Annotated in this window: 29 protein-coding genes and 3 pseudogenes; 19 read left to right on the top strand and 13 right to left on the bottom strand. The window is 44.7% G+C overall.

Annotation, left to right across the window (positions count from 1 at the left end):
• Positions 1-24 precede the first annotated feature (24 nt).
• Entirely contained in the window at positions 25-1,041 is a 1,017-nt protein-coding gene (locus tag GZN30_RS18655; protein WP_075650314.1) for an IS110 family RNA-guided transposase, read from the bottom strand.
• A gap of 117 nt (positions 1,042-1,158) precedes the next feature.
• Here GZN30_RS18655 and GZN30_RS18650 point away from each other — a divergent pair, with 117 nt between their 5' ends.
• Positions 1,159-1,680, top strand: coding sequence for a uracil-DNA glycosylase family protein (locus tag GZN30_RS18650; protein ID WP_139312260.1), 522 nt, complete (start codon positions 1,159-1,161; stop codon positions 1,678-1,680).
• 32 nt (positions 1,681-1,712) lie between these two features.
• Here the strand turns inward: GZN30_RS18650 and GZN30_RS18645 are convergent, their stop codons facing one another.
• On the bottom strand, positions 1,713-2,669 hold the full coding sequence (locus tag GZN30_RS18645) for an IS110 family RNA-guided transposase (protein WP_075650306.1): 957 nt from the start codon (positions 2,667-2,669) through the stop codon (positions 1,713-1,715).
• Between the two features lie 329 nt (positions 2,670-2,998).
• Here GZN30_RS18645 and GZN30_RS18640 point away from each other — a divergent pair, with 329 nt between their 5' ends.
• Positions 2,999-3,868, top strand: a complete 870-nt coding sequence (locus tag GZN30_RS18640; RefSeq protein ID WP_232060535.1) for a DUF2971 domain-containing protein — start codon at positions 2,999-3,001, stop codon at positions 3,866-3,868.
• A 469-nt stretch (positions 3,869-4,337) separates the two neighbouring features.
• Here GZN30_RS18640 and GZN30_RS18635 read toward each other — a convergent pair.
• Positions 4,338-4,454: pseudogene (locus GZN30_RS18635) on the bottom strand (IS110 family transposase); the annotation flags it as partial.
• Between the two features lie 149 nt (positions 4,455-4,603).
• On the opposite strand from GZN30_RS18635, the gene GZN30_RS18630 reads away from it, so the two are divergent.
• Both GZN30_RS18630 and GZN30_RS18625 read left to right on the top strand, forming a co-directional pair.
• Entirely contained in the window at positions 4,604-4,861 is a 258-nt protein-coding gene (locus GZN30_RS18630; protein WP_005448240.1) for a type II toxin-antitoxin system Phd/YefM family antitoxin, read from the top strand.
• A complete protein-coding gene (locus GZN30_RS18625) occupies positions 4,849-5,151 on the top strand; it encodes a type II toxin-antitoxin system RelE/ParE family toxin (protein WP_075647671.1) in 303 nt (100 codons plus the stop codon). The genes GZN30_RS18630 and GZN30_RS18625 overlap by 13 nt, the downstream gene beginning before the upstream one ends.
• Before the next feature lie 356 nt (positions 5,152-5,507).
• On the opposite strand, the pseudogene GZN30_RS21500 reads toward GZN30_RS18625, so the two are convergent.
• The 3 genes and pseudogenes from GZN30_RS21500 to GZN30_RS18615 form a co-directional block, all read right to left on the bottom strand.
• A pseudogene (locus GZN30_RS21500) lies at positions 5,508-5,624 on the bottom strand (IS110 family transposase); the annotation flags it as partial.
• A gap of 104 nt (positions 5,625-5,728) precedes the next feature.
• A complete protein-coding gene (locus tag GZN30_RS18620; protein WP_075647672.1) occupies positions 5,729-6,025 on the bottom strand; it encodes a type II toxin-antitoxin system RelE/ParE family toxin in 297 nt (98 codons plus the stop codon).
• Between the two features lie 6 nt (positions 6,026-6,031).
• Positions 6,032-6,274 (bottom strand): type II toxin-antitoxin system Phd/YefM family antitoxin, encoded by a 243-nt coding sequence (locus GZN30_RS18615; protein ID WP_075647673.1) that lies wholly within the window; start codon positions 6,272-6,274, stop codon positions 6,032-6,034.
• Positions 6,275-6,663: 389 nt separating this feature from the next.
• Between GZN30_RS18615 and GZN30_RS18610 the strand changes: the two genes are divergently transcribed.
• Positions 6,664-6,990, top strand: a complete 327-nt coding sequence (locus GZN30_RS18610; RefSeq protein WP_075647674.1) for a hypothetical protein — start codon at positions 6,664-6,666, stop codon at positions 6,988-6,990.
• Here the strand turns inward: GZN30_RS18610 and GZN30_RS18605 are convergent.
• A pseudogene (locus tag GZN30_RS18605) lies at positions 6,965-7,228 on the bottom strand (IS110 family transposase); the annotation flags it as partial. The gene GZN30_RS18610 and the pseudogene GZN30_RS18605 overlap by 26 nt on opposite strands.
• A 92-nt stretch (positions 7,229-7,320) precedes the next feature.
• Here GZN30_RS18605 and GZN30_RS18600 point away from each other — a divergent pair.
• The 7 genes from GZN30_RS18600 (at position 7,321) to GZN30_RS18570 (ending at position 11,000) form a co-directional block, all read left to right on the top strand.
• The gene (locus GZN30_RS18600; RefSeq protein WP_075647675.1) at positions 7,321-7,680 is read left to right on the top strand and encodes a RidA family protein; all 360 of its coding nucleotides are present in this window, start codon (positions 7,321-7,323) and stop codon (positions 7,678-7,680) included.
• Between the two features lie 19 nt (positions 7,681-7,699).
• Positions 7,700-8,116: a hypothetical protein gene (locus tag GZN30_RS18595; protein WP_075647676.1), complete on the top strand. Its 417-nt coding sequence runs from the start codon at positions 7,700-7,702 to the stop codon at positions 8,114-8,116.
• Between the two features lie 198 nt (positions 8,117-8,314).
• Positions 8,315-8,731 carry a hypothetical protein gene (locus GZN30_RS18590; protein WP_075647677.1) on the top strand — a complete coding sequence of 139 codons (417 nt, stop codon included), beginning with the start codon at positions 8,315-8,317 and terminating at the stop codon, positions 8,729-8,731.
• 121 nt (positions 8,732-8,852) lie between these two features.
• On the top strand, positions 8,853-9,194 hold the full coding sequence (locus tag GZN30_RS18585) for a hypothetical protein (RefSeq protein WP_161987116.1): 342 nt from the start codon (positions 8,853-8,855) through the stop codon (positions 9,192-9,194).
• A 235-nt stretch (positions 9,195-9,429) separates the two neighbouring features.
• Entirely contained in the window at positions 9,430-9,795 is a 366-nt protein-coding gene (locus GZN30_RS18580; protein WP_075651173.1) for a hypothetical protein, read from the top strand.
• Positions 9,796-9,899: 104 nt separating this feature from the next.
• Complete coding sequence (locus GZN30_RS18575; protein WP_075651171.1) at positions 9,900-10,337, top strand: hydrogenase; 438 nt, start codon at positions 9,900-9,902, stop codon at positions 10,335-10,337.
• A gap of 168 nt (positions 10,338-10,505) precedes the next feature.
• Complete coding sequence (locus GZN30_RS18570) at positions 10,506-11,000, top strand: GNAT family N-acetyltransferase (RefSeq protein WP_075651169.1); 495 nt, start codon at positions 10,506-10,508, stop codon at positions 10,998-11,000.
• Between the two features lie 211 nt (positions 11,001-11,211).
• Here the strand turns inward: GZN30_RS18570 and GZN30_RS18565 are convergent, their stop codons facing one another.
• The 6 genes from GZN30_RS18565 to GZN30_RS18540 form a co-directional block, all read right to left on the bottom strand.
• On the bottom strand, positions 11,212-12,105 hold the full coding sequence (locus GZN30_RS18565) for a hydroxymethylglutaryl-CoA lyase (RefSeq protein ID WP_075651167.1): 894 nt from the start codon (positions 12,103-12,105) through the stop codon (positions 11,212-11,214).
• The gene (locus GZN30_RS18560) at positions 12,086-14,155 is read right to left on the bottom strand and encodes an acetyl-CoA carboxylase biotin carboxylase subunit (protein WP_075651165.1); all 2,070 of its coding nucleotides are present in this window, start codon (positions 14,153-14,155) and stop codon (positions 12,086-12,088) included. The genes GZN30_RS18565 and GZN30_RS18560 overlap by 20 nt, the downstream gene beginning before the upstream one ends.
• Position 14,156: 1 nt before the next feature.
• Positions 14,157-14,930, bottom strand: a complete 774-nt coding sequence (locus tag GZN30_RS18555) for an enoyl-CoA hydratase-related protein (RefSeq protein WP_075651163.1) — start codon at positions 14,928-14,930, stop codon at positions 14,157-14,159.
• 73 nt (positions 14,931-15,003) lie between these two features.
• Positions 15,004-16,611: a carboxyl transferase domain-containing protein gene (locus tag GZN30_RS18550; protein ID WP_075651161.1), complete on the bottom strand. Its 1,608-nt coding sequence runs from the start codon at positions 16,609-16,611 to the stop codon at positions 15,004-15,006.
• 75 nt (positions 16,612-16,686) lie between these two features.
• Positions 16,687-17,856: an isovaleryl-CoA dehydrogenase gene (locus tag GZN30_RS18545; RefSeq protein WP_075651159.1), complete on the bottom strand. Its 1,170-nt coding sequence runs from the start codon at positions 17,854-17,856 to the stop codon at positions 16,687-16,689.
• 46 nt (positions 17,857-17,902) lie between these two features.
• Positions 17,903-18,289 carry a MerR family transcriptional regulator gene (locus GZN30_RS18540; RefSeq protein ID WP_075651157.1) on the bottom strand — a complete coding sequence of 129 codons (387 nt, stop codon included), beginning with the start codon at positions 18,287-18,289 and terminating at the stop codon, positions 17,903-17,905.
• A gap of 212 nt (positions 18,290-18,501) precedes the next feature.
• Here GZN30_RS18540 and GZN30_RS18535 point away from each other — a divergent pair, with 212 nt between their 5' ends.
• The 7 genes from GZN30_RS18535 (at position 18,502) to GZN30_RS18505 (ending at position 26,171) form a co-directional block, all read left to right on the top strand.
• Positions 18,502-19,680 (top strand): thiolase family protein, encoded by a 1,179-nt coding sequence (locus tag GZN30_RS18535; RefSeq protein ID WP_075651155.1) that lies wholly within the window; start codon positions 18,502-18,504, stop codon positions 19,678-19,680.
• A gap of 137 nt (positions 19,681-19,817) precedes the next feature.
• Positions 19,818-21,311: a CoA-acylating methylmalonate-semialdehyde dehydrogenase gene (locus GZN30_RS18530; protein ID WP_075651153.1), complete on the top strand. Its 1,494-nt coding sequence runs from the start codon at positions 19,818-19,820 to the stop codon at positions 21,309-21,311.
• Between the two features lie 78 nt (positions 21,312-21,389).
• Entirely contained in the window at positions 21,390-22,544 is a 1,155-nt protein-coding gene (locus tag GZN30_RS18525; protein WP_075651151.1) for an acyl-CoA dehydrogenase family protein, read from the top strand.
• Positions 22,545-22,564: 20 nt separating this feature from the next.
• Positions 22,565-23,341, top strand: a complete 777-nt coding sequence (locus GZN30_RS18520) for an enoyl-CoA hydratase (protein ID WP_075651149.1) — start codon at positions 22,565-22,567, stop codon at positions 23,339-23,341.
• 10 nt (positions 23,342-23,351) lie between these two features.
• A complete protein-coding gene (locus tag GZN30_RS18515; protein ID WP_075651147.1) occupies positions 23,352-24,497 on the top strand; it encodes an enoyl-CoA hydratase/isomerase family protein in 1,146 nt (381 codons plus the stop codon).
• Positions 24,498-24,506: 9 nt separating this feature from the next.
• Positions 24,507-25,403, top strand: coding sequence for a 3-hydroxyisobutyrate dehydrogenase (gene mmsB / locus GZN30_RS18510; protein ID WP_075651145.1), 897 nt, complete (start codon positions 24,507-24,509; stop codon positions 25,401-25,403).
• 9 nt (positions 25,404-25,412) lie between these two features.
• Positions 25,413-26,171: an SDR family oxidoreductase gene (locus GZN30_RS18505; protein WP_075651143.1), complete on the top strand. Its 759-nt coding sequence runs from the start codon at positions 25,413-25,415 to the stop codon at positions 26,169-26,171.
• Positions 26,172-26,202: the final 31 nt, after the last annotated feature.

Raw genomic sequence — 26,202 nt, 5'->3', positions numbered from 1 at the left:
AAAGGGTTGATGGTGCATGGTGTCTTAAGCGGGTTGATATTCTTCGTTTTTGGCGATAATTGCCCAAGCGATCCGCATGAGTTTGTTTGCGAGTGCGACCGCAGCGCGGTTGGCACCTCGTCGCTCTTGCAACTCAAGCATCCATTTACTGAGTTTGTCGGACTTGAACTTGGCTCGTCTTAAAGCCGCTCTAGCACCATGAACCAGTAAAGACCGAATATAAGTATTCCCTCGTTTGGTTATCCCGAGAAGAATGACTTTGTCACCGCTTGTGTCTTGCTTCGGAACTAAGCCCATGGCAGCAGACGCATCCCGCCCAGTTTTAAACTGCTGCCCGGAGCCAAGCCAAACAGCGACGGCTTGGCTAGTCAGAGGTCCAAAGCCGGGAATAGACATAAGTCGCTTGGCATTATCAAATTGTTTAACGGTTTGATTGAGTTTATCGTCGAACCATTGAATGTGTTCGTCGATATATAAGTAACGTTCATATTGGTGTGATACCAACTCTCGAAGAATAGGAGAGAGTTGATTTTCATTGCTCTCAAGTATTTCAGGAATCGACTTTCTGAACGCAACTTTACCTTGGGGTATAATGATGCCGTATTCCGAGATAAGCCCTCTGACTTGATTGATTAGCCGAGTCCTCTCAGTAACAAGCAGTCGACGCATTCGGATGAGGGATTGGATGTCTTGTTGTTCGACCGATTTATGAGGCACTGGATGAGGTCTTTTATAGAGAGCGACTTCAGCAATGGCTTCCGCATCGTTATAGTCATTCTTCTGTCTACGGCGTTGACCTTTGACATGCTGTGGAGGGTATAGAAGAACTTCGTGTCCAAATTGTTTGAATTCACGAGCCCAATAATGAGCTCCGGAACACGCCTCCATTGCAATAGTGGACGGCTCTTTATTAGCGATGTAATCAAGTAGCTTGTTTCGTTGAAGCTTTTTACGTCCAATGTTCTTTCCTTTATGATTGATTTCAAAAAGAAAGAAAATATTTTTTGCTAAGTCGATGCCGATGATTTTATGCTGAGTCATGGTCTTCTCCTTTTGCTTTAGGACCTGAACACTCCAAGCATGGCTGATGGTCATGTGAGGTGGTAGGGGGAGACCATCTCATCACCTTAATGCGGCGTTAGCAGTATGGAGAATATATTGAGTTCTTTCGATTCGTGTGGGTACTGCCCATATAAACAACAGCGTCATCTCACCGATAAGCAGAAAACTAACCGTCTAGAACCTCCAATAGGGCTCGAAAGCAACAATAGTAAAATTTTACTCGTATTTCAGTCTCCTGGGGTTGAAGAATGGGAGTGCGGAAAAGCAATACAAAACATAACTAAACCTGGTGGAACTGCTGGTGCTCGAATTTATCAATCTTGGGAGCGTACAGGTTTTGTACGTAATGATTTTGACATCGTAAATTTGATACGTTGCTTTAGTGGAAGTACCAGCAGCCGAGACAATAAACCAGATTTATTGGCGATTTGTTCATGTGTCGATAAACTTATTGCCGATTTGAACACTCATCAATACGAACGAGTAATTTCATTTGGTGATGAAGCTAATCAAATTATATCTGCATTAAAGAAATCAGGTAGATTCAAGTTTATAGTTAGAAATTCTAAACATCCCAATGGTGGTGCTTCACAAGATAGTTTGGATGCTTTGTGGTAAATACTGCTAACAAGAGACTATGGCGTCAATAGTTAATTTTTGGCGCTATTTTTATCCCACATTACACCGTCTCTTAGCATTGAATTTAGTATCACAACCATCTTTCTCATGCAGGCAACGATAGCCACTTTTTTAGGTTTTCCTACCGCAAGTAATCGTTCATATGTGGCTTTGAAAATGGGGTTACACTGGATAGCCGACATCATCGCCATGTATAAAACGGTTCTCACTTGAGCTCGTCCACCTTGGATCATTCGCTTACCTTTGAGGCGACCGCTTTCTCTTGTTATTGGCGCAACGCCAATGAGAGAAGAGGCTTGTTTATTGGTGATATAACCGAGTTCAGGTACGTTACTGATGATAGAAGCGGCGACTATTTTTCCTACTCCTGGCATGCTTTGTAGTAACTCATTTTTGGCTTGGTACTCAGGGCAGGTATCGATAAGTTTTGTTATCTTTTCTTCTATTTTGGTTATCTGGTTTTTGAGTGCAGTTAAGATGGGTTTTATCGAAGAAGCAAGAGATTGGGGTAGAACTTGTATTCTGTTTTTCTCCATGGTTTGCATCGAGAGTAATTGATTGCGTCTAGTTACTAAGTCACTCATTAAGCGTATGTTTTCGCTTTTTAACTGAGTGAGTTTCGGTTGAATGGCTTCGGCATAGTGAGCAATAAGCGCCGCGTCTAATCGGTCGTTCTTGGCTCTTTGACCTATAGCGCCAGCGAACCTTTTTACATGCAAAGGGTTGGCGATAACATAAGGCAAATTGGCTTTGTCACAGGCTAGAATAAATGGCATTTCTAGTCGACCAGTCGCTTCGATAACGACCCTTTGAGGCCGATGTTTTCTAATGGTTTTTATAGCATCGATGATACCTTTCTCAGTGTTTGGAACCGTGAAGTAAATATCGAGTGGACGGATGTAAATGTCTAATTGTGACTTGCCAGTATCAACGCCGACATTAATGTTTTGAAGTGTGTCTGTATTCATAATAAGCTAACTCTTGCTTGCAAATGCGGGCTCGAGACCCAGAAGACTATTCGAGTGTGGTGCTTGGAGTTCTATCAGGCGTTCGTACTTGTTACCGGTCTCTCATTAGAGGAGCCAACGTTTAATCGAACTACCAGATAGAAGAACTTTAGTTGCAGCTAAAGTCTGGGTCTCGCCTTACCCGATTTGAGTGGTTATTATCCATACAAAGCGTTTAAGACAGATTCCCAACGCGGTGCATTTTTCATTCCATCGTTGGGTTTAGTGTTTATGGTGGTATGGTTAGGTTTCGTGGTGGTTAACGCGGCGTTAGCCATCTAGGAGGAAAATTGGAAGTACCTAGTCGTTTATATAAATATATGAGTGCTAATACAGCAAAATTGGTGCTTGAATCTCAAAAGCTTCGTTGGTCCTGCCCAAGTTCATTTAACGATATAAATGAACTGCAAAGGATGCCTGCTTTCAAACCTTCGATTGACGCATGTAAGGATGAATATTTAATAACTCTTATGAACGTTGCGTATGAAGAGCTGCAATTGAATAAATCGCTTTCTCCGGACTCTGAGGGTTTAGTTTCTCTTATGCAAATGACTAAAAGTCAGGGAGTCAGTAAAGATACACTGTATCGAGAACTTTCTTCACTTGAGTTGAATTTGTCGAGTTTGGAAGAGAACCTGCGCGAGGAAACTGAACGTTATAACAACGGTGCCTTACGCATAATCTGCTTATCTGAAGATGAAAACAACGAAGTTATGTGGGCTCACTATGGAGACAATCATACTGGTTGTATGTTTGAGTTTAGACATATTGAAATGCTAGACACACCTTTTCAAATGGCAAAAAAGGTAACTTATACAGACAGTAAACCTAATTTGGGCTCTGCTTTGGACTTCTTACTGTACGATGAGCGTCAAGAGTTGCTTGCCAAAACTGCTGATGCAATTTATTACACCAAAACTGCAAAGTGGGAATATGAAAAAGAGTGGCGTGTGATGACACGCCGCCCTGGGGAGGATAAAAGATACAGTGACTTTGAGTTTTACAAAGAAGAGTTGGTGTCGGTAACTTTCTCTGCTCGAATTGCCGATGAGGATCTTGCAAATTTAGTTAGTTTAATCGCAGCTCACTATCCACAATGTAAAATGTATAAAGTTCAGTCGGTTAAAGGTAAAATTGAGCGTGTTGAGTTCGATGGCTAACACATATGAGCCTTCTGCCTGCCAATAGGCAATAACATCCTGTTGGCTGCGCGAGCAGCCAATGCTCCTCGAACAACAAAGTTATCTACTTCGCTTTGTCATTTCTGTCATCAAGCATTGCTCACGACAAACACATATTGAGGATCTCTTATTGCGGTCTCGCCGCTGCCAACCATTGTTGGTTGGGTTAGACTAGGCGTCCCCCTAGACACATATCTTAACCTCAGTAGGCACTATTCAAAAAAATGGTTAAACAGTTGTTTTCCAGTTATCTTCAGGCTAAGCCGAGGTGTAAGCAACTTTGCTGTTCGTTGTTATGGATACGTACTAATGAAGCGGCTAATCAAAGCAAGCGGGCTTGGACTACCTGGCACAACTGACTTTTCGGGCCTAAATCCCAGTAAATTAGAGTCAGTGGCGTGTTCTCACTCAGCACCAGTTAGACCTTCAGCTCACTTCACTGTGCGACTTATTGGGGTAAAAATCGTTTCTCATCAATCACCGTTTTGTCCCTCAGCATGAAGTAGACACATCGCCCCAGCTTATGAGCTAACGCTGATAGCGCTTTGGCTTTGCTCATGCGTTTTTACAAGCGTTGATTTTAGTGATTAAGGTTTTTGCAGTGGCACTGTTATTGCGTTATTCGCGCTTTAACTTTTCGTTAGCCGTCATGGAGCTTGCTATACTAAAAGTGATAGAATAGTATCACTTTAGTATTCCTTTGGAGCAGCTCTCATGAAAGTAGAACTAGTTACATCACTCAAACGTCAAGCAACTAAGATCCTCGCCGATCTCCACGACACCAAAGAACCAGTTTTAATTACTGAGCATGGTAAGCCGTCCGCGTATCTCGTTGATGTTGATGATTACGAGTTTATGCAAAATCGTTTAGCTATTCTTGAGGGGATTGCACGAGGTGAGCGTGCGCTAGCTGACGGTAAAGTGGTAAGTCATGATGAAGCCAAGGACAAAATGTCAAAATGGCTGAAATAATCTGGACTGAGCCAGCGTTATCTGACCTCAACGATATCGCTGAATACATCGCACTTGAAAATATCGTTGCTGCAAAGCATTTAGTGCAAACGTTCTTCTCCAAAGTCCAACGCCTACAAACTTTCCCAGAGTCAGGTCGTGTTCCACCTGAGCTAGAACATTTAAGTTATCGTGAAGTTGTAGTAAATCCGTGCCGCGTTTTCTATAAACAAGACGGTGACAAAGTGTTTATTTTGTTTGTTATGCGTGCAGAGAGAGATTTGCGTAAGTTCCTGTTGAGTAAACAGTAACCTTTGGGAATGAGCGGCAAACTGTTTAAGACTGATTCGCAACGCTCGGCACTTATATTTTCAATCGGTTTGGTGATTACGGTGAAGTGCTTAGGCTATGTGGCAACGTTGCTCACATATATGGTCTGCCCCAGTTTTGCAAGTCAGTAGCATGATTAAAAGCGCAGGTTAACTACCATATATACGGTCTGTTTTTGCGGCTATTGCCTTGGTTAAGATGAGGCAGTTGAACACGCAGTCCTGATCAACTTATCGACTTTAAAAGCCAGTGTGAGCACAAGGTTTTCAACGTGTAGGATTTATCCTGTTATTCATCTCACTACGTACTTTGCAAAGGGTTAGTGATGCATGGTGTCTTAAGCGGGTTGATACTCTTCGCTTTTGGCGATAATTGCCCAAGCGATCCGCATGAGTTTGTTGGACTTGAACTTGGCTCGTCTTAAAGCCGCTCTAGCAAAATGAACCATGGCTGATGGTCATGTGAAGTGGTAGGGAGAGACCATCTCATCACCTTAACAGGGCGTTAGTTTACCAATCAAGATCATCACCCTAGTTTTTATTTCGGGTGATGTCTTCGCTACAATTGGTTTTGTGGGAGTTGTGATTGACCAAGTACAGCCACAACTAAAATAAAACCGTCTTCTTTTGTAAAGTAAGCTGTGTGTTTTCCTACCGGAAAATAGAAACCGCTTGGATAAATCTCATCGCAACTGCGACCTACGGCTGGATTGTCGGCAAGCATTTGAAACCCAGTTAGCAATGTATCTTTATAGTTGTTCCACTGCATTTCAGAAAAGTTGTTGACGGTATAGCTTTTAATTTTTCGTAAATGAGCCTGAGCCAATTTACTTAGTTTGTATTTATTCTTTTGCATAGTGGGTTACAAGGCGCTTAGGAAATCTCCACCGTCAACTACATTGCCTTGTGCTAAGTCTTGTTTAGCTGACTCGAAACAATGTTTAAGGTAATCAGTTTTCATTGCCTCTAGTTCTTCATAGTCTTTGATAGACATTACCACTACGGCATCTTTACTGTTTTTGCTAATCTTTACTGGCTCACGTTGGGCGCTTAGAAGTAGCTCACCAAAGTTACGCTTTGCATCATTTGCTGTTAGTGTGTGCATACTCAATCTCCAAATTTGGAATTACAGTAAGATTATAGTTTATCGCACAAAATGGTCAATATAATTAAATCGTGCGATTTGTGCGAAGGGTAAACTAACACATATGAGCCTTCTGCCTGTCAATAGGCAATAACATTCGGTTGGCTGCGCGAGCAGCCAATGCTGTTCGAACAACAAAGTTATCTACTTCGCTTTGTCATTTCGGTCATTAGGCATTACTTACGACAAACACATATAAAAGGTCTCTTATTGCGGTTTCGCCGCTGCCTATGATTTGTCATAGGATCAGACTAGGCGTTTCCCTAGACGTTCATCGGGTAACCCAGTATATGAGTTACTGAACACAGCATTATACTCTTTGATGAGAAATGAAATTTTATGGAGGCGGTATGAGCATCAAAGAGTCTGATTGGAAAGTTTTTTGTGAAATTAAAAAAGAAGCTATTCAGTTGTATTGTGCAAGACAACTAAATGAAATTATTGAAACTATTACTGACGAATCGCAACCGGCAGGGGAAAGATTTCATTTCATGTGCCGATATTCCAAAACATCTGAAAAGCAAATGAAATTTATTTTTGATGGTCATTCTCGGAATAAGGCATTTATTCAGCTCATGCTAATGTGTGAAGAAAATCTGGTTGCAGAAGCGCAGTTCGAACGCCTATCGGATGAGTTAAAAAAGGAAATGATGGCGTTATTAGAAAGACGGGCATAATACATGAATCTTCCCCCCTGTCATTATTCTCAAGTTTGCGTAATGTTCTCGCCCAATAATGTGCACCACCACACGCTTCGACACCTATTCGCATAGGTGGCATATTTGCTATTGTAGTCAGCAGGTTAGAGCGAGTGACTGATTTATGAAGTAAAACTTTGCCATACTGGTCAATAGCATGAATGCTGAAGTGGTTTTTAGCTAAATCAATCCCCCGATAATAAGAGTAGTCAGACATGGTGCCTCCGGTACAAATGTGTACCACTTAAGTGTGGCAGTTCCTCGGGAAGGGGAATCCATATCATTCGTTAGCAGTTCAAGGAGAACAAAATGATTGAAAGGAAGCGAGGCATTTATCTAGGTCGAAATAAGTCCTCCGCATATAAAGACTTAGTTTGGACGGTGGCGACGTCATCGGATACAACATTAGATATTGTTGGCCAAACTAAACTGACACTGGAAAAGATTGAGAAAAACCTAGAGGAGTTGGGTTCAAATAAAACTCAAATTGTCAGTGCTCAAGTGTTTATCGCAAATATGCTAGACAAACCCCACATGGATAACGTTTGGTGTGAGTGGTTAGGTGACAATTTCGAACATTGGCCTCAACGAGCATGTCTTGGTGTTACGTTAGAAGGCGATGTGCTTATTGAGGTTACAGTAACTGCGGTAAGGCGTTATAACACTTAAGAAAATTTGGGTAAAAGTGATGAAAATTTATCAAGTTAAAAAAGTAGCTTCGCCAAAATTTCGAGCTATTATTGCGGCTTTTATTGTATCGTGTGTCGCTTTTGCTTGGTACTTCAACGGGGTTGGTGGAGCTATTGCGCTAGCGTTAACATGGCTAATTATCAGACATATGAAGCCCAAATCATGCATTTTTTTAGACAACGGTCGTCTTGGATTAAAAAGTGGTAGAGCAACATTGTTTGCCGTGTGCCTTGATGAAATAACAAATGTTAAGCTCAAACAGGATTCAGGAGGCTTAATTACTAAATTATTTATAAATACGGCTAATGATTCATATTCTCTATCGCAGATCCAAACATATAACGATAAGAAAATTGCCAATCTATTAGATGAGCTAAGGTTATATGGTATTGAAATTGGGACTTTTTCTAAGTAACTAAACTAATAACTGGAGCTAACCAGGTCTTTGGAATAAGTCATACGATAGTCGTGTTATCACAAAAAGTTTAAGAGTGACTCGCAACGCGTGGCACTTTCGGTTTGAATTTTATTAAGTGTTTACTGCATCCAGTTTTAATTAGTTGGTAGCGTTGCTCACCGCCTAATTTAGTACGATGATCTAGAAGGAGTCTTAATGTTTCAAAGAATTAGGAATAAAGCATCGATAAAGTTTCTTGCTAAGGAATTACCCAAAAGGCTCGTTGTTAAGTACGGTCGAAAGTCTGCTTATGATGCTTCTGAAATTGATTGGGCTTTGGTTGCTGTCGAAAAAGAAAAGGATAAGGATAAACACCTCTATCATTTAGCCTACGCAATGTTAGCGGATAAAAGCTTCTATTTGTCTTTAGAATCAACGTCTTCATGTGGGAAATTAGACGATTTGTATCCACTATTTTATCAAACACTCTTCAATGAGTCTGGTGAATACTCTGTAGAGAGCGTTATTCAGTATTCAGCGGATGTCAGTTCTAATACCTCCGATGCTAATTTGGCTCCATCCAGTCTTACCGATGTTGGAGTGGGATATGATAATAGTGGTGGTACAGAGTAACGGTATAAAAAAGCTTCAAACAGACAACCCAAGTGGGGCATTTTTAGTTTGCGAATGTGTAGTGATTGATGGGTTGATGTTTACAAACTTGTAAAGCATCGAGTGGATATTGGAGAGGATGATGAATAGTTTGCTGAAAGCATTGATCGAAAAAGGCTACAAGGCAAAAGTTGAAAGAGAAAGGATAAGCATTCGTTTTTCATGGGCGACGATGCCAGTTTTCATAGTGCGAAATGAGACACATAACATCTATCAATTAAAACAGCAGTACTGGAATTACATTTTTTGTGCTTTGATATTTTCAATTAACATAGTTGTTAGTGTTAGGTTTAATGATTTTGTAACTGCAACTTTTTGTGGTGCTATACCATTGTTTTATTTGCTTTCAGCTCTTTATATTTATTATAAAACAAAAGATTTACAGATTTATATAAAGTCGATCAATGGTATGACAAGCATATAACGATTGTTTAATTATAAAACTAACATTCGGTGATTTGGGCAATGATCGCTATGGGTGTGAATGAGTATAGCGCGAGTTATCTACCATTATTTCTAGAATTGGTCGAAATTGGAACTAAACGAATATGATTTATGTTTTGGTGTGAAACCTGTCGTGAAATTCCTTACACATTATGAATTTACTCGCTTTTGATAATAGCCTAAAAAAATTATTCAATTTAAAGAGTAAGAAATACATGCTTGACCGTATCAAGAAAGTGCTAGATCTAAATAATATCGCTTATGAAAGTGGTGAAAGCAGGATGTACATTAAGCTTGGTGGCTTGTCTTCAAAAGTAAAAGTTACCTATGATTATGCGACTAACACATACAAATTCAGTTGCGGAGAGTTACTCTTGTCTATTCAGAGTATGGGGCTATTTTGCCTCGCGTTTAATGGTCTTAATGAGCTTGATTCCGCGATGTGGCCGGGTTACGGATCAGGTTTGATGTTCGCATTAGCAATCGGGAATTTGTTTTCACTTATTTCTACAAAAATACAGATGTTGGATATACGTGCCCAACTCAGACAAGAAGGTATCTATTTGAAATACGGTTCATAGCCAGCTTTTCAAACAGGCAACCAATAGCCATTGATTATGCTTGCGTTTATTGATTAGGTAGGTGTTACTCATCTCAAGCCTGTTAAGCAAGTATAAGGAACGTCATGATAGAACTTACAAAGCTAGGAGCACAACTGATCTTTATTGGCGTGTTTTTATTCCTCGCCGGCTTAATACAAGGCGCATTAATACCCGCAGTAAAAAACTCGCGCATGGCTCTTTCTGGTCACTTGACGGCTGTTCAGTGTGGAATGGCTCTGGTGATTTTTGGTGTGATATGGTCGTTGGTTGAACTACCTGCATCACTAGGGATTTTTGTTGCTTATGGTTCCACCTTGGGGTTCACACTTATTTGGCTGGGAATAACTCTCGCATCGATAACCGGAGCAAGTAAGGCGCTTCCTATTGCAGGCGCGGGATTTTCGGCAACATTCATTAGCGAAATTGCGGTTAAAGTTATGGTGCTTACAGGATCACTGCTATCACTTATTACCTGTGCTTTGTTGGCGTTTGGATTACTGCCACTGTTGCGACACTCGTAATAGATGTAATTTAAGTGAATTAAACCTGATTAGTCTTGAGATTGTTTTCGGTGATCAGGACGAGTCTTACATGCTCGAGTTGATAAAACAGGCGCAATTTCAGATTAACGTTATGTATACCAGGACCAAAATATCAGGGAGTTATTACGATAAAATGGATGTATTCAGATGATCAGGAAAGCAAAACCAAGTGATTGCCTTGATTTAGCGGCTTTATCATTGCAGGTTTGGCTAAATACATACGCAACCCAAGGGTTGCGTGCGAAAATTTCTCATTATGCTTTGTCGACATTTACAGAACATCACTTCCAGCAGTTACTAAACAACCCTGATTGCCAAATATGGGTTTACCTGCGCGAAGAACATCTTGTGGGCTTCATTGCGGTTGATTTGGCTTCACACTTTAATCTTGAAAATCATGGATATGAAATCACAACACTCTATGTGTCTGAGCATTTTCAGCACCAGGGCATTGGCAGAAAACTGATCGATGAAATTAAAGCTCAATATGGCGCTTCATTTTGGTTATCTACTTGGGTAAATAACCAGAAAGCGAGCGATTTCTATCGAAAATTAGGGTTCTACCATGTTGGTAACTTAAGCTTCGACCTTGATGGAGAGTTACATGAAAATCATGTGCTCGCATACAAAGAGATAGGATAGTTGGCTAAGAGTTGTCTATATACACTTGGCATCTTTAGTGTGGCGTTAAGTGCATTGGCGCTTCAATGAGGCACATCTAATTGGCATGATTGGAATCATACGGATAGCCAATAACACCAACCTTGATGTCGCCAGGATCAGGGTTGGCGTAAGAAAAAACCAGTTGTTGGGATAGATTTACCAATATTCGAGCGGTTTGGTTCATTTAGTGCTACGACTCCCCCAAAGCCAACGCCACTTTTGAGACTGGCTGTTTACCTAGGGCGCGGCAAATCTCCCAGCCAGCTTGGTTGATAGCATCGATATCAACGCCTGTTTCAATGCCTAGGTTGTGACAAAGATAGAGCACATCTTCCGTTGCCACGTTGCCACTGGCGCCTTTCGCATAAGGGCAGCCACCTAAACCTGCGACTGCGCTGTCTACAGTACCAATACCCATCAACAATGCTTGGTATATGTTCGCTAAGGCTTGTCCGTAAGTATCATGGAAATGCACCGCTAAGGCATCTTTTGGCAGTTGCTTAAACAGTGCATCAAGCATCGCTTCGACTCGGTTCGGCGTTGCTTTGCCGACCGTATCTCCGAGAGAGATTTCATAGCATCCCATATCAAACAGTTTACTGGCGATTAAAGCGGTCTGCTCTGGCTTGATGTTGCCCTCATAAGGGCAAACCATGGTGCAAGAGAGATAGCCGCGTACGTCAATTTTGTGTTGTTGAGCGAGGGCGATCACAGGTTCAAAGCGCTCTAAGCTTTCCTCGATAGAACAGTTAATGTTCTTTTGACTAAATGACTCGGAAGCAGAACCAAACACCGCGACTTGTTTCACGTCACTTTCTATCGCACGCTCTAAACCCGCAAGGTTCGGGGTGAGGGCGCTATAGATGATCCCTGGCTGCTGGTGGATGTTGGCAAAAACCAGAGCGGAGTCTGCCATCTGTGGCACCCATTTGGGTGATACAAATGATCCGGCTTCGATGTGCTTGAGTCCGCTGTGGCTTAATCGGTTGATTAGGCGAACTTTATCGTCTAGTGTGACAGACTGTTCATTTTGTAGACCATCACGTGCACCGACTTCGACGATGTTAACTTTGGTTGGAAGCATGTTTTACCTCCGGTGTGGGATCATCATCTGGGGTAGAGAGATGCAGTAGCACGGCGCCGTGCTGAACTTGATCGCCCAACTCACATAACACATCATCAATGACTGCGGCTTGGGTGGCATTGATGGTGTATTCCATCTTCATTGCTTCTACTACTAACAATGGGTCACCTTGCGCGACCTGGTCGCCTTTCTCCACCAGAAGGGCAGAGACAATGCCATTGAGCGGCGCTGTTGGGTTGAGCTCTTCTTGGTTATCTTGAGCCGATTCATAGTTAGGCTGATGAGTAAATTCATAAGCTTGCCCTTGATAGAAAACAGCCGTCGAATCTGGAGTCACTTGCGCGTGAAAGCGGTAGCGTACGCCATCGATTTCTACAGTCATGACCGCGCCATTTTTAATAGTCGAGTCAATATTCGTGTCAATAATCGTGACGCGGTACAGTTGGTCTTGCACATTCACTTTGAAGTGATTGTTTCTTTGACCAGTATGGGTAATGACCGTTTGGTGATTTTCTATCTGCTTACTTTCATTTGGATGAGTGAAGTTGAATCGAGACACTTGCTGCTGCGAGAGTCGAAAGCCTTCACGGCTTGGTTCAGGTAGCGACTTTCCAAGCTTGTGGTGAAGTTGGCATGGCTGGTTTAGGCGTGCGACGGTCGCCATAGTCAGCAAGATTCCGTGCTCGCAGGTTTGTCGTTGTTGGATCGACTCTTGGTGGGTGATTAGAAAGTCAGTATCCAAAGCAACGTCAGCAAAAGCATCCTGGCTGATAATGCTGTGCAAATAGCCAATATTGGTGGTGATGCCGAGGACATGATAGTGGCTTAATGCCTCTTTAAGCAGTCTAATGGCGCTGGTGCGAGTATCGCCGAATACAATCAGCTTGCTGATCATCGGATCATAATATTCGCTGACACTATCGCCTTGCACAATCCCACTGTCTACACGCACGTCAGAAAGAAAGCTTGGCTCAGAGAGATAATGGATTTGCCCTGTAGAGGGCATAAAGTCACGGGCAGGATCTTCTGCGTAAATGCGTAGCTCAATTGCGTGCCCTGAATGGACAATGTCATGTTGCCTAATTGGTAGGGCTTCACCTGATGCTACTCGCAACTGCCATTCGACCAAATCTACACCGGTAATGAGCTCGGTCACTGGATGTTCAACCTGTAAGCGCGTGTTCATTTCCATAAAGTAGAATTCGCCACTGCTATCGAGCAGGAATTCCACCGTACCTGCACCAACGTAATTAATCGCTTTAGCAGCTTGTACAGCGGCTTTACCCATGGCATGGCGCAGTTGATCGCTCAATCCTGGCGCTGGAGCTTCTTCTACCACTTTCTGGTGGCGACGTTGAATTGAACAGTCGCGGTCTGATAAGTAGAGGCAATTGCCATGTTGATCTGCAAATACTTGGATTTCAACATGGCGCGGTTTTACGATGCACTTTTCAATTAAAAGTTGTTGGTCGCCAAAGCTTGACTGAGCTTCACGCTGAGCACTCTCTATGGCGAAAGGCATTTCTTCTGCGCGGTTGACGACCCGCATTCCTTTACCGCCGCCGCCCATGACTGCTTTGAGCATTACTGGGTAGCCAATTTTGTTTGCTTCCTCGGTAAGGTGCTTGAGTGAATTATTTTGACCGTGGTAGCCGGGGACCAATGGTACCTTGGCTTGTTCCATAATCGCTTTTGCTTGGGATTTAGAGCCCATTTGGTCAATTGCATCAACAGGTGGACCGATAAAAACAATCCCATTCTCTTGGCACGCTTTGGCGAACTGAGCGTTTTCTGAAAGAAAACCGTAACCGGGGTGAATGGCGTCCACTTGATGCTGCTTAGCCACTTGGATGATCTTATCGATATTTAAGTAGGATTCACTCGCAGGAGATGAGCCAATATACTCAGCAATATCCGCTTGCTTGCAATGCTGACTAGTGCGGTCAGCATCAGAGTAAACCGCAACGGTTTCGATGCCCATTTCTTTTGCTGTGCGCATGACTCGACAGGCAATTTCACCACGGTTGGCGATTAAAATTCGTTTAAACATATTACCTCCAAACCGGTGAACGTTTTGCAAAGAATGCGCTGAGCCCTTCTTGACCCTCTTTGGAGACTCGAGCTGAAGCGATCGCTTGGCTGGTGTGATCAATCAAGGCTTGATCAATAGGTTGATTGTCACAATGCAGACAGAGCTGTTTAGCCGCTGATAAAGCATTGGGTCCATGGTTGGCTAACTGTTGTGTGATGCTCTTGGCAAGTTCATGGGGCTGATAGGAAAGATGGTGGAGGATCGCTAAGTTTAATGCTGTATCACTATCGATGACCTCTGCCGTTAAAAAGTAACGACGGCTCTGTCTTTGACCAATGGTGCGCATTACATAAGGACCAATCGTTGCTGGAAGTAACCCTAACTTGACTTCACTGAGACAAAAGCGGCTATCAGGTGTGCCTATCGCAATATCGCAGCAGCAAATTAAGCCGAGCGCGCCGCCATATGCCGCCCCTTGGGCAATAACGATGGTAGGCTTGGGGAAGGTATCGAGTTTATGCAGCAGCAAGGCTAATTGCTGCGCGTCACGCAAGTTGTCTTGCTCGGACATACTCGCCATCGATTTCATCCAGTTTAAATCCGCTCCGGCGGAAAAGTGTTTACCATTCGCGTCTAAAACCAGCGCGTTAAGTGATGAGTCTTGTTTTAACTCATCCAGTTTGGTGATTAAATTGGCAATCAGCACATCATCAAACGCGTTGTGCTTTTCAGGGCGATTGAGGGTTAACCAAGCCACGCCGTTGCTGTCTTTTTCAAGCAGTAGTCCTGTCATATGACGTCCTGTGTCAAAATTAACGTTGAACCTTTGTCTTTTTAATTTTAGTAGATAAAGATCAATATGTTATTTACATGCGGAAGATACCGAATTTGCTCTCTGGAATCGGTGCATTTAACGCAGCTGATAATGCTATGCCAACCACATCGCGGGTTTTGACCGGATCAATAATGCCGTCATCCCACAAGCGAGCACTGGCGTAATAGGCGTGACTCTGGGTTTGGTATTGGTCGATGATCGGCTGTTTGAACTGTTGCTCTTGCTCGTCACTCCAGTTTTCTCCCTTACGTGCTTTGATATCTCGCGTGACTTGCGCCATAACATTGGCTGCTTGGTCACCGCCCATAACTGAAATGCGAGCATTGGGCCACATCCACATCATGGTAGGGTCATAAGCGCGACCACACATGCCGTAGTTACCAGCACCGTATGAGCCACCAATGATCACGGTAAATTTAGGTACATCGGCGCAAGAGACCGCCATCACCATTTTGGCGCCGTGCTTGGCAATCCCTTCGGCTTCGTACTTTTGTCCCACCATAAAGCCAGTGATGTTCTGCAAAAACAGCAAAGGTATTTTTCGTTGCGCGCAAAGCTCAATAAAGTGAGCGCCTTTTTGTGCCGATTCGGAAAATAGAATGCCATTGTTGGCGACAATGCCGATAGGCATGCCATGGATATGCGCAAAACCACAGACCAGCGTTTCACCGAATTGGGCTTTAAACTCATCGAATTGAGAGGCATCGACGATACGAGCAATCACTTCTTTGACGTCAAACGGCTTTTTGAGATCGCTACCCACAATGCCGTAAAGCTCTTCGGCGGGGTAACGTGGAGAGAGTACTGGCTTGAGTTTAAGCTGGGTAGGTTTGAGGACGTTGAGTTGTCCAACAGCTCGACGTGCCAGCTCCAAGGCGTGATGATCGTTATCTGCGCTGTAGTCCGCGACCCCTGAGGTTTTGCAGTGGACATCGGCACCGCCAAGCTCTTCGGCACTCACTTCTTCACCGGTCGCCGCTTTAACCAGAGGAGGTCCCGCGAGGAATATGGTGCCTTGTTGTTTAACAATGATTGAAACGTCACACATCGCGGGAACATACGCACCGCCCGCAGTACATAGCCCCATAACAACAGCGATTTGCCCAATTCCTTGCGCAGACATGCGAGCTTGGTTATAGAAAATACGACCAAAGTGCTCTTTGTCGGGGAAGACTTCATCTTGCCTTGGTAGGTTAGCGCCGCCAGAGTCGACTAAGTAGACGCACGGCAATCGACATTTGAGCGCGATCTCTTGTGCTCTAAGGTGTTTTTTAACGGTTAGCGGGTAGTAACTGCCACCTTTTACTGTGACGTCATTGGCGACGATCATGCATTCGGTGCCATTGATCACGCCAATTCCTGCCACGACACCGCCACAGGGCACATAGTCTGGGTAGACATCCCAGGCGGCAAATTGACCTATTTCTAGGAAAGATGAGCCCGAGTCGAGGAGGGCAAGAATACGCTCGCGAACTGCGATTTTGCCTTTTTTACGTTGATGTTCACGCGCCGTTTCACCACCGCCATCTTCAATTTGGTTGACTACGGTGTAGAGCTCATCGACTAAGTGCGTCATTGAATGGTAGTTTTGCTGATATTGCTCGGATTGCGAATTTATTTTGCTAATAATGTGTGCCATGAACTGCTTCTCCATTAAGTGAACAAGCTTTTCTGCGTTTATTGATACAGAAAAGCTGCGTATTAAAGGTGTGCACTAGGCACTTTCGTTAAACAATTCTCGGCCGATAAGCATGCGGCGTATTTCCGAGGTGCCTGCGCCAATTTCATACAGCTTGGCATCACGGAGTAGGCGACCGGTATCAAACTCGTTGATATAGCCGTTGCCGCCAAGTAGCTGAATCGCATCTAGTGCCATTTTTGTAGCAAGTTCTGCGCTAAATAGGATCGCGCCTGCGGCATCTTTTCGGCTGGTTTCGCCACGATCACAGGCAGAAGCCACCGCATAAACATAGGCTTTGGCGGCATTCATTTGAGTATACATATCGGCGACTTTGGCTTGAACCAGTTGGAATTCACCAATGGATTTGCCAAATTGCTTACGGTCATGGATATATGGCACCACAATATCCATACACGCCTGCATGATACCAAGTGGACCACCTGCGAGTACGACACGTTCATAATCCAAACCGCTCATCAACACTTTGACGCCGTGGTTTTCTTCTCCAAGGATGTTCTCTACTGGCACTTCGCAATTCTCAAACACCAGTTCGCAAGTGTTCGAGCCGCGCATGCCTAATTTGTCGAGCTTCTGCGCTTGAGAAAAGCCGGGGAAGCCACGCTCAATAATGAATGCGGTGATGCCTTTAGCGTCCGCAGTAGGATCGGTTTTGGCATACACCACATAAGTGTGGGCATCAGGACCATTGGTGATCCACATTTTGTTGCCATTGAGAATGAAATGATCGCCTTTGCGCTCAGCTTTGAGTTGCATCGCGACGACGTCTGAACCTGCGCCCGGTTCACTCATGGCGAGTGCACCAACATGCTCACCAGACACCAGCTTTGGTAGATACTTCTCTTTTTGTGCTTGTGTGCCGTTGCGGTGGATTTGATTGACACAAAGGTTTGAGTGGGCACCATAACTTAAGCCCACAGAGGCAGATGCTCGGCTAATTTCTTCCATGGCGATGACGTGCGCTAAGTAGCCCATGCCTGCACCACCGAACTGTTCGTCGATGGTCACGCCTAGTAAGCCCATATCACCCATTTTAGACCAAAGATGGCTGGGGAATTCGTTAGATTGGTCTATAGATTGTGCAAGCGGTGCGATTTCGCTGGCTGCAAAGCTATTAATCTGCTCGCGGAGCAAATCGGTATTTTCGTCGTAGACGAAATTTAGGGAAGAGTAGGTCGATTTCATTGCTTATCCTTGCCAATTGCGCCACCTACATCCCCAAGTTCTGTGGTTAGATGACGCTATCACCTTTCATCGATTTAAGTGTGTTTTCACATCGCAACTTCGCCGCATTGAGCTCCATCATTACCGCGTTGATGTCATTTGCTTGTTGTTGCAATGTCGCCTTTTTCTCTTCGATAAGCCTGATCATGTAAGTTAACTGCTCAGTACTTTGATCGGTATCGTAGAGTTCAAATAACTCTTTGATGTCTGCGAGTGAAAAGCCTAAGCGTTTTCCACGCAGAATCAGTTTTAGTCTGATTCGGTCGCGACCATTGTAAATTCGCGTACTGCCTTTACGTTGAGGAGTAATCAAACCCAAATCTTCGTAAAAACGGATACTGCGGGTTGTAATATCAAACTCTTTAGCAAGCTCACTGATCTTAAATGTATTCATCCCTTAACCCTTGCGACTTTCGTATAACCTTTCATAAGAATATACAACTCGTTAACGTTAAAGTAAATAAATTGCAGTATCTCGGGAGCCTTGAAATTACAGCCTTTTATTGCAATCCACATCGTCAAACGAATAGACAATAACCTCATAACTTGACGTTAACGTAAATGTTAGTATAGTTATTACGTGAACGTCAACAAAAGGTTAATGAAATGAATCATCAAACATGGATTGTTGGAGCGAAGAGAACGCCAATCGGCGCATTCCAAGGTCAGTTTGCTCATACTGATGTTACTGAGCTAGGCGCTAACGCCATACGTGCTGCTCTAGTACAAAGTCAAGTTCCAGCCGATGCTATCGATGAAGTTTATATGGGGTGTGTACTGCCTGCTGGAGTTGGACAAGCGCCGGCGCGTCAAGCGAGTTTGAAAGCTGAGATACCGCAAAGTGTGGGATGTACAACGTTAAACAAGGTCTGTGGTTCAGGGATGAAAACCGTCATGTTGGCGCATGATTTGATTCAAGCGGGCAGTGCTAATGCTGTCGTGGCTGGCGGTATGGAGAATATGTCGGCTTCTCCTTATTTATTACCGAATGCACGTGAGGGCTTTCGTCTTGGGCATGATCAGGTTATCGATCATATGTTTTACGATGGATTACAAGATGCTTATCAAGGAGAGTTGATGGGTGTCTTTGCTGAGCAAACAGCGCAGCGTTTTCAATTTAGCCGTGAAAGTATGGATGCGTGGGCAACGCAGTCGTTACATCGAGCTAAGCAAGCGATCGAACAAGGCTTATTTAAAGCGGAAATTACACCCGTCACCATCAAACAAAAACGAACTAACGTGACTTGTGAAGATGACCAGCAACCCCATCAGTTAGATGAGACAAAAATTCCTACCTTAAGACCCGCGTTTGCCAAAGACGGGTCGGTCACCGCGGCGAATTCCAGTTCCATTTCCGATGGTGCATCGGCAATGGTTTTGGTGAGTAGTGAATATGGTAAACACCACAATCTGCAACCATTAGCGAGAGTTTTAGCCCACGCGACTCATGCAAGGGTGCCAGAAGAATTCACGATTGCTCCTGTATTTGCGATTGAAAAGTTACTAGATAAGCTTAATTGGACTAAATCAGATGTGGATCTGTGGGAGATTAACGAGGCATTTGCCGTGGTTACTCAATACGCAGTGAAAACGCTTGAGCTTGACGATGCGAAAGTAAACATTCGCGGTGGTGCGTGTGCGTTGGGTCACCCAATTGGTGCAAGTGGCAACCGAATTTTGGTCAGCTTAATACATGCTCTCAAGCAGACCGGTGGTAAGCGAGGCATCGCTTCTTTATGTATTGGTGGCGGTGAAGCAACGGCAATTGCCATTGAGATCTGCTAATCGGCTTTTACTAAACAGGAAAACTGTACGTGTAAGCCACGATGTTTATGCCTTTGTGCAAAAGCTATTGTGTAAAAACCATTGTGTGCAAGCAGGTCAGTCTCCAGTGATAACTTGATAGATACAAGGACGTCAGCATGACAGAAAAAGTGAAACAGTATATCGGCGGTGAGTTTGCAAACTCGCAAACAGAGCAGTGGGTTGATGTGACCAACCCTGCTAACAATGAAGTGATTGCTCAAGTGCCGTGTGCAACGGAAGCTGAGATGAATGCCGCGATTGCTAGTGCTGAGGAAGTATTTAGAACGTGGAAAGAAGTTGCAGCACCAGAGCGCGCACGCTTGATGCTGCGCTATCAGCATATCCTTAAGGAGAATCATGACAATATCGCGATTCTTTTATCCAGTGAAACGGGTAAAACATTACCTGACGCGAAAGGGGATGTGTGGCGCGGAATTGAAGTTGTTGAACAAGCGGCGAACATCTGCAGCTCTATGATGGGCGAAACGGTCGAAAATGTGGCAACGGGTATTGATGGTTACTCCTATGTGCAACCGCTTGGGGTTTGTGCTGGTATTACACCATTTAACTTTCCGGCCATGATACCGTTATGGATGTTCCCAATGGCGATTGCCTGCGGTAACACCTTTGTTTTGAAACCTTCCGAGCAGGTGCCTTTAACCGCAATGTTGCTGGCTGAACTATTTGAAAAAGCGGGCGCGCCTAAAGGTGTGTTGCAAATTGTTCATGGCAAGAAAGAGCAAGTTGACCATATTCTTACTGACCCTCGAGTTCGTACGATTTCATTTGTTGGCTCGGTTTCTGTTGGTGAGTACATCTATAAAACTGGCACTGACAATCTCAAGCGCGTTCAGTCATTTGCTGGGGCAAAAAATCATATGGTGATCATGCCTGATGCCAACAAGCAACAAGTGATTAATAATTTGGTCGGAGCCTCTGTTGGCGCTGCGGGTCAACGTTGTATGGCGATCTCTGTGGCGGTGTTTGTTGGTGAAACAAAAGAGTGGATTCCAGAGCTTAAGGAGGCGTTAGCGCAAGTGCAGCCGGGCGCATGGGATGATGAACTCGCGGGTTATGGACCACTTATCAGTCCACAAGCGAAGCAACGAGTCGTTAATTTGATTAATGAGGGTAAAGCAGCCGGAGCCAACTGTGTGCTGGATGGCTCAAACTGCCAGGTCGCTGGACATCCTAATGGCAACTGGGTAGGGCCGACTCTGTTTACCAATGTGACCACCGATATGTCTATTTACACGGAAGAGATTTTTGGTCCGGTACTACTTACGATGGAAGTTGACGATCTCGATGAGGCAATCAGCCTGATTAATGCCAGCCCATTTGGTAACGGTACATCAATTTTTACTGCCAATGGTGCAGCTGCGCGTAAGTATCAACATAATATCGAAGTGGGCAATGTTGGGATTAACGTTCCTATTCCAGTACCGCTACCATTCTTTTCATTTACTGGCTGGAAAGGCAGTTTCTACGGCGACCTCCATGCCTATGGTAAGCAGGCGGTACGCTTCTTTACCGAAACCAAAACCGTCACGGCACGTTGGTTTGATGATGACATCCCAAGCGGTCCAAACATGACGATTCAACTGAAATAGTGTTCTTAAGGTAAGTCAGGCGAGCAGAGAAACGTCTGGCTTACCATACAATAGCGACAACTAAGTCGAGGTTTCAAGATGGATTTTGAGTTAAACGAAGACCAGGTGGCATTTGCCGAAGCGGCGAAGCAATTCGCAGAGCAAATGTTGGCGCCAAACGCGGCAGAGTGGGATGAGAGCGCCTATTTTCCTAAAGAAATTCTGCGCCAAGCCGGTGAGTTAGGTTTTCTTAGTATTTATACCGAGGAAGAACATGGTGGTTTAGGCCTTTCTCGGTTAGACGCTGCGATTATTTTTGAGCACCTTGCGATGGGGTGCACCGCGACGACGGCCTTTATGACCATACACAACATGGCGACTTGGATGATTACCTCATTTGCTAAGCCAGACGTTGCCGCGAAGTTTAGCGAGCAGCTTGTGACAGGTGAGCAGTTGGCATCCTATTGCCTAACTGAGCCAAACGCAGGTTCTGATGCCGCTTCATTAACCACGAGTGCCGTTCGAGAGGGTGATGAGTTTGTTTTGAACGGCTCGAAAGTGTTCATCTCTGGTGCAGGAGATACCGAGGTGCTGGTGGTAATGGCGCGTTCATGTGGGGAAGGCGCGGGGGGCATTTCTGCGTTTATCGTTCCGGCCAATAGTGTCGGGGTTAGCTACGGTAAGAAAGAAGCCAAGATGGGGTGGAATTGCCAACCAACGCGCATGATTACGTTTGAAAATGTCCGTATCCCAGCGGACTACTTGTTAGGTGAAGAAGGTGAAGGCTTTAAATTTGCCATGCAAGGGTTAGATGGTGGGCGGATCAATATCGCGACCTGCTCGGTAGGTACAGCGCAGCAAGCGTTGAATGAAGCCAAGCAGTATATGAATGAACGCAAGCAATTTGGTCGAACTCTGGCTCAATTTCAAGCACTGCAATTTAAATTGGCGGATATGACCACCGATTTGGTTGCGGCGCGTCAAATGGTGCGCTTGGCTGCGGCTAAACTGGATGCTGGGCATGTAGAAAAAGCGGCGTATTGTGCAATGGCGAAGCGTTTTGCCACCGACGTGGGTTTTCAGGTTTGTGACCAAGCATTGCAGATTCACGGCGGCTACGGTTACATCAAAGAGTATCCGGTTGAGAGGCATTTTCGAGATGTCCGCGTTCATCAGATCCTCGAAGGCACCAATGAAATCATGCGTTTAATCGTTGCAAGACGCTTACTCACGGAAGGCGTTGAGCTGCTATAAGTCAGCATAAGGATTCGATAATGACAGAACAGTTAAAGCTAGAAAGAGTCAACCATATTGCCAAGGTGACGATTTGTAACCCGCCAGCCAATACCTGGACATTGGACTCTCTTAAACAGTTAAAACAATTGGCCGTTGAGCTTAGCCTCGATCGCTCTATCTATGCACTAGTGATAACCGGTGAAGGGGAGAAGTTTTTTTCTGCGGGCGCAGATTTAAACACCTTTGCTTCCGGAGACAAAGGCGAGGCATTAGATATGGCGTATGCATTTGGTGAAGCATTTGAAGCGCTGTCGGCGTTTGATGGTGTCACGATAGCCGCCATTAATGGCTATGCAATGGGCGGCGGTTTAGAAGTGGCATTGGCGTGTGATATCCGCATCGCTGAGCAACAAGCGCAGATGGCTTTGCCGGAAGCATCCGTTGGTTTGCTGCCATGCGCAGGGGGGACACAAAACCTGACTGCGCTCGTCGGTGAAGGCTGGGCAAAACGCATGATTTTATGTGGTGAGCGAGTCGGTGCTGAAAGAGCGGAACGGATTGGTTTAGTTGAAGAAGTAGTAGAATCTGGAGAGGCGCTAAATAAAGCGATGACTTTAGCCAAGCGCGTTGCAGGGCAATCGCCAAGTTCTGTCTCTGCGTGCAAAACCCTGATTCAAAATCGCCGCACTGCAACTCACGCTGCAGGATTAGTGTTAGAGCGAGAGCTCTTTATGCAGCTGTTTAATACCAATGATCAGCGAGAGGGCGTTAACGCATTCTTGCAAAAACGTGCGGCAAACTGGACAAACAGTTAAAGGAGATACTATGACAGGTAAGGTCAACTTCTCTTATCAAACTTGTAGTGATGGTTCGATCATTGCGATCGCGGAGCTGGATAATCCCACTTCGCTGAATGCGCTCACTCATCACATGATAGAGCAGCTTTATCATCAATTGCTGTTATGGCAAGAGGACGACAATGTCGTGGCAGTAATGTTACACGGTCACGGTGAGAGGGCGTTTTGCGCTGGCGGTGATGTTCAGGCGATGTATCGGGTACTGGAAAATAAAGAAAATGATTTTGAGAGTGCATTTCAGAACACAGCTGATTTCTTTCGCCTAGAATATCGTTGTGACTTTTTAATTCATACTTACCGTAAACCGATCATCGCATGGGGACACGGCTACCTAATGGGTGGTGGCGTTGGATTATTTATGGGGGCAAGCCATCGAGTCGTTGATGCAAATATCCGATTCGCCATGCCAGAGGTTAAGATTGGCTTGTACCCTGATGTTGGCGGAACCTATTTCCTTAGCCAAATTCCCCAGCATTACGCTCTATTTATTGCGCTTACTGCCTGCCAAGTGAATGCCACTGACATGCAAGGCTTAGGGCTGAGTGAGTGGGTGGTTAATGCGAGTGAGAAACAGGGTGTCCTTGATCAACTTGCACAAATCGAGTGGCAAAACAGCCAAGATGTGGATGTTGCTATCAACCAAGTTTTAAACGCTCATCATCAAAGCCCTGATGAACAAGGGTTGTTATTAGCTCACGCTGATTTGATTGAAACGACCTGCCAAGGATCGTTACCGCAAATGGTTGAGTCGATTGCACAGTTAGACAGCGATGATAAATGGTTATCAAACGCTAAGAAAACTACGGCTTATGCCAGTCCATTGTCGCTCCATTTATGCTACCAGCAGTTAACGCAATATCACCAACTTACCCTCAAGGAGTGTTTTGAAATGGAGTTCGGTCTAACTCTTCGTTGTGGGTTAGAAGGGGACTTCCGTGAAGGCGTTAGAGCACTATTGATCGATAAAACTCATCAACCGCATTGGATGCATAGCGATGTTTATCAAGTAACCACTCAAGAGCTGACACGTTTCTTCTCGCCTTTAGATTCGAGCGAATATCCTCTGGCAGAGGATTCATTGGTCGTCGCGAAAAGTGTTAGCGCAATTTTATAAGGAAATAGCATGAGCAAGATTACATTTATCGGCTTAGGAAACATGGGCGCACCGATGGCCAAAAACCTGTTAAGCGCGGGTTTAAGCGTCGAAGTCTTTGATTTAAACCCCAATGCGGTTGCGGAACTGACGGCCTTAGGTGCCACCAGTGCAGATTCTTTAACTCAAGCAGTATCGGGTGCCAGTGTTGTTGTTACTATGTTACCAGCAGGTACACATGTGCAAAGTGTCTATCTCGCTGAAGATGGGGTGCTGAACAGCGTAAACCCGGGAACATTATTAATTGATTCATCCACTATTGATCCCGGGACTGCGCGTCAAGTCGCCGCTCAAGCCAGCGCAAAAGGGTTATCTTTTGTTGATGCGCCCGTATCAGGCGGCGTTGCTGGAGCAGCTGCGGGAACGCTAACCTTTATCGTCGGTGGGAGCGAGGAGAGTTTTGCCGAAGCTAAAAATATCTTGCAACACATGGGTAAGAATATCTTCCATGCGGGAGAAGCTGGTGCGGGCCAAGTGGCTAAAATCTGCAATAACATGATGTTAGGTATCTTAATGAGCGGAACGTGTGAAGCGCTCAACTTGGGCATCGACAATGGCTTAGACCCGAAAGTGTTATCTGACATTATGTTGCAAAGCTCAGGACGTAACTGGGCGTTGGAGCTCTACAACCCTTGCCCGGGAGTAATGGAAAATGCACCAGCGAGCAAAGACTACCAAGGCGGTTTCATGAGCCAACTGATGGCAAAAGATCTCGGCTTAGCAATGGAAGCCGCAGTGGCAAGTCAATCTTCTACCCCAATGGGCAGCGTGGCGCGCAATTTATTTAATCTTCATACCGCGCATGGCAATGGAGAAAAGGACTTCTCGAGTCTGTTTGAGTTTTATCAGAAGCAATCAAACCGTTAAGGGGCGCTTATGGAGTTAGATAATAAAGTTATCGCAATTACAGGTGCCGGGCAGGGATTAGGAAGAGAGATTGCGCTGTCCTTAGCTAAGCGTGGCGTCAATCTTGCGCTCATCGATTTAAATCAGGAGCCGTTGGCTGAAACGAAGCAAAAATGCCAGCAGTACGATGTGACAGTGCGAACTTACCAAGCGAATGTTACAGACGAAACTCAGGTGGTAGGCGCGTTTACTCAAATCGAGACGGACTTTAATCAGCTCAATGGTGTGGTCAATAACGCGGGTATTATGCGTGATGGCATGTTTGTTCGATTAAAAGAGGGTGATCTGACTTCCATGTCCCTTGAGCAGTTTCAATCGGTCATGGACGTGAATGTGACGGGCACATTTCTTTGTGGTCGTGAAGCGGTCAAAGTGATGCTTAACACGGATAGTAAAGGTGTAGTGATCAATATATCTAGTGTCGCGCGAGCAGGTAATATCGGACAGACCAATTATTCTGCGTCTAAAGCGGCGGTGGCCACTATGGCATCAGTGTGGGCAAAAGAGTTAGGGCGCTATGGGATCCGTTCGGTAGCGATAGCTCCTGGTGTTATTAAGACAGCGATGACTGATCAAATCAAACCGCAAGCAATGGAGCGCTTGGTCTCGATGATTCCCGTAGGGCGTTTAGGGTATGCTCAAGAGATAGCCTCAACCATTCAATTCGTGCTGGAAAATGATTTTGTCACAGGGCGGGTTTTAGAAATTGATGGCGGGATGAAAATGTGAGTGAACAACATGAGTAAGAAAAATCGCCTCC

The sequence above is a fragment of the Vibrio ponticus genome (assembly GCF_009938225.1).
In the GTDB taxonomy this organism is placed as follows: Bacteria; Pseudomonadota; Gammaproteobacteria; order Enterobacterales; family Vibrionaceae; genus Vibrio; species Vibrio ponticus.
The sequence above is the reverse complement of the archived record's forward strand: the minus strand, read 5'-3'. Positions and strand labels throughout refer to the sequence as shown.

Excerpts from the sequence above, each read along its gene's own strand:
- GZN30_RS18655 (WP_075650314.1), bottom strand. The coding sequence starts at position 1,041 with ATGACTCAGCATAAAATCATCGGCATCGACTTAGCAAAAAATATTTTC.
- GZN30_RS18645 (WP_075650306.1), bottom strand. The coding sequence starts at position 2,669 with ATGAATACAGACACACTTCAAAACATTAATGTCGGCGTTGATACTGGC.
- GZN30_RS18630 (WP_005448240.1), top strand. The coding sequence starts at position 4,604 with ATGAAAGTAGAACTAGTTACATCACTCAAACGTCAAGCAACTAAGATC.
- GZN30_RS18625 (WP_075647671.1), top strand. The coding sequence starts at position 4,849 with ATGGCTGAAATAATCTGGACTGAGCCAGCGTTATCTGACCTCAACGAT.
- GZN30_RS18620 (WP_075647672.1), bottom strand. The coding sequence starts at position 6,025 with ATGCAAAAGAATAAATACAAACTAAGTAAATTGGCTCAGGCTCATTTA.
- GZN30_RS18615 (WP_075647673.1), bottom strand. The coding sequence starts at position 6,274 with ATGCACACACTAACAGCAAATGATGCAAAGCGTAACTTTGGTGAGCTA.
- GZN30_RS18610 (WP_075647674.1), top strand. The coding sequence starts at position 6,664 with ATGAGCATCAAAGAGTCTGATTGGAAAGTTTTTTGTGAAATTAAAAAA.
- GZN30_RS18600 (WP_075647675.1), top strand. The coding sequence starts at position 7,321 with ATGATTGAAAGGAAGCGAGGCATTTATCTAGGTCGAAATAAGTCCTCC.
- GZN30_RS18595 (WP_075647676.1), top strand. The coding sequence starts at position 7,700 with ATGAAAATTTATCAAGTTAAAAAAGTAGCTTCGCCAAAATTTCGAGCT.
- GZN30_RS18590 (WP_075647677.1), top strand. The coding sequence starts at position 8,315 with ATGTTTCAAAGAATTAGGAATAAAGCATCGATAAAGTTTCTTGCTAAG.
- GZN30_RS18585 (WP_161987116.1), top strand. The coding sequence starts at position 8,853 with ATGAATAGTTTGCTGAAAGCATTGATCGAAAAAGGCTACAAGGCAAAA.
- GZN30_RS18580 (WP_075651173.1), top strand. The coding sequence starts at position 9,430 with ATGCTTGACCGTATCAAGAAAGTGCTAGATCTAAATAATATCGCTTAT.
- GZN30_RS18575 (WP_075651171.1), top strand. The coding sequence starts at position 9,900 with ATGATAGAACTTACAAAGCTAGGAGCACAACTGATCTTTATTGGCGTG.
- GZN30_RS18570 (WP_075651169.1), top strand. The coding sequence starts at position 10,506 with ATGATCAGGAAAGCAAAACCAAGTGATTGCCTTGATTTAGCGGCTTTA.
- GZN30_RS18565 (WP_075651167.1), bottom strand. The coding sequence starts at position 12,105 with ATGCTTCCAACCAAAGTTAACATCGTCGAAGTCGGTGCACGTGATGGT.
- GZN30_RS18560 (WP_075651165.1), bottom strand. The coding sequence starts at position 14,155 with ATGTTTAAACGAATTTTAATCGCCAACCGTGGTGAAATTGCCTGTCGA.
- GZN30_RS18555 (WP_075651163.1), bottom strand. The coding sequence starts at position 14,930 with ATGACAGGACTACTGCTTGAAAAAGACAGCAACGGCGTGGCTTGGTTA.
- GZN30_RS18550 (WP_075651161.1), bottom strand. The coding sequence starts at position 16,611 with ATGGCACACATTATTAGCAAAATAAATTCGCAATCCGAGCAATATCAG.
- GZN30_RS18545 (WP_075651159.1), bottom strand. The coding sequence starts at position 17,856 with ATGAAATCGACCTACTCTTCCCTAAATTTCGTCTACGACGAAAATACC.
- GZN30_RS18540 (WP_075651157.1), bottom strand. The coding sequence starts at position 18,289 with ATGAATACATTTAAGATCAGTGAGCTTGCTAAAGAGTTTGATATTACA.
- GZN30_RS18535 (WP_075651155.1), top strand. The coding sequence starts at position 18,502 with ATGAATCATCAAACATGGATTGTTGGAGCGAAGAGAACGCCAATCGGC.
- GZN30_RS18530 (WP_075651153.1), top strand. The coding sequence starts at position 19,818 with ATGACAGAAAAAGTGAAACAGTATATCGGCGGTGAGTTTGCAAACTCG.
- GZN30_RS18525 (WP_075651151.1), top strand. The coding sequence starts at position 21,390 with ATGGATTTTGAGTTAAACGAAGACCAGGTGGCATTTGCCGAAGCGGCG.
- GZN30_RS18520 (WP_075651149.1), top strand. The coding sequence starts at position 22,565 with ATGACAGAACAGTTAAAGCTAGAAAGAGTCAACCATATTGCCAAGGTG.
- GZN30_RS18515 (WP_075651147.1), top strand. The coding sequence starts at position 23,352 with ATGACAGGTAAGGTCAACTTCTCTTATCAAACTTGTAGTGATGGTTCG.
- mmsB (WP_075651145.1), top strand. The coding sequence starts at position 24,507 with ATGAGCAAGATTACATTTATCGGCTTAGGAAACATGGGCGCACCGATG.
- GZN30_RS18505 (WP_075651143.1), top strand. The coding sequence starts at position 25,413 with ATGGAGTTAGATAATAAAGTTATCGCAATTACAGGTGCCGGGCAGGGA.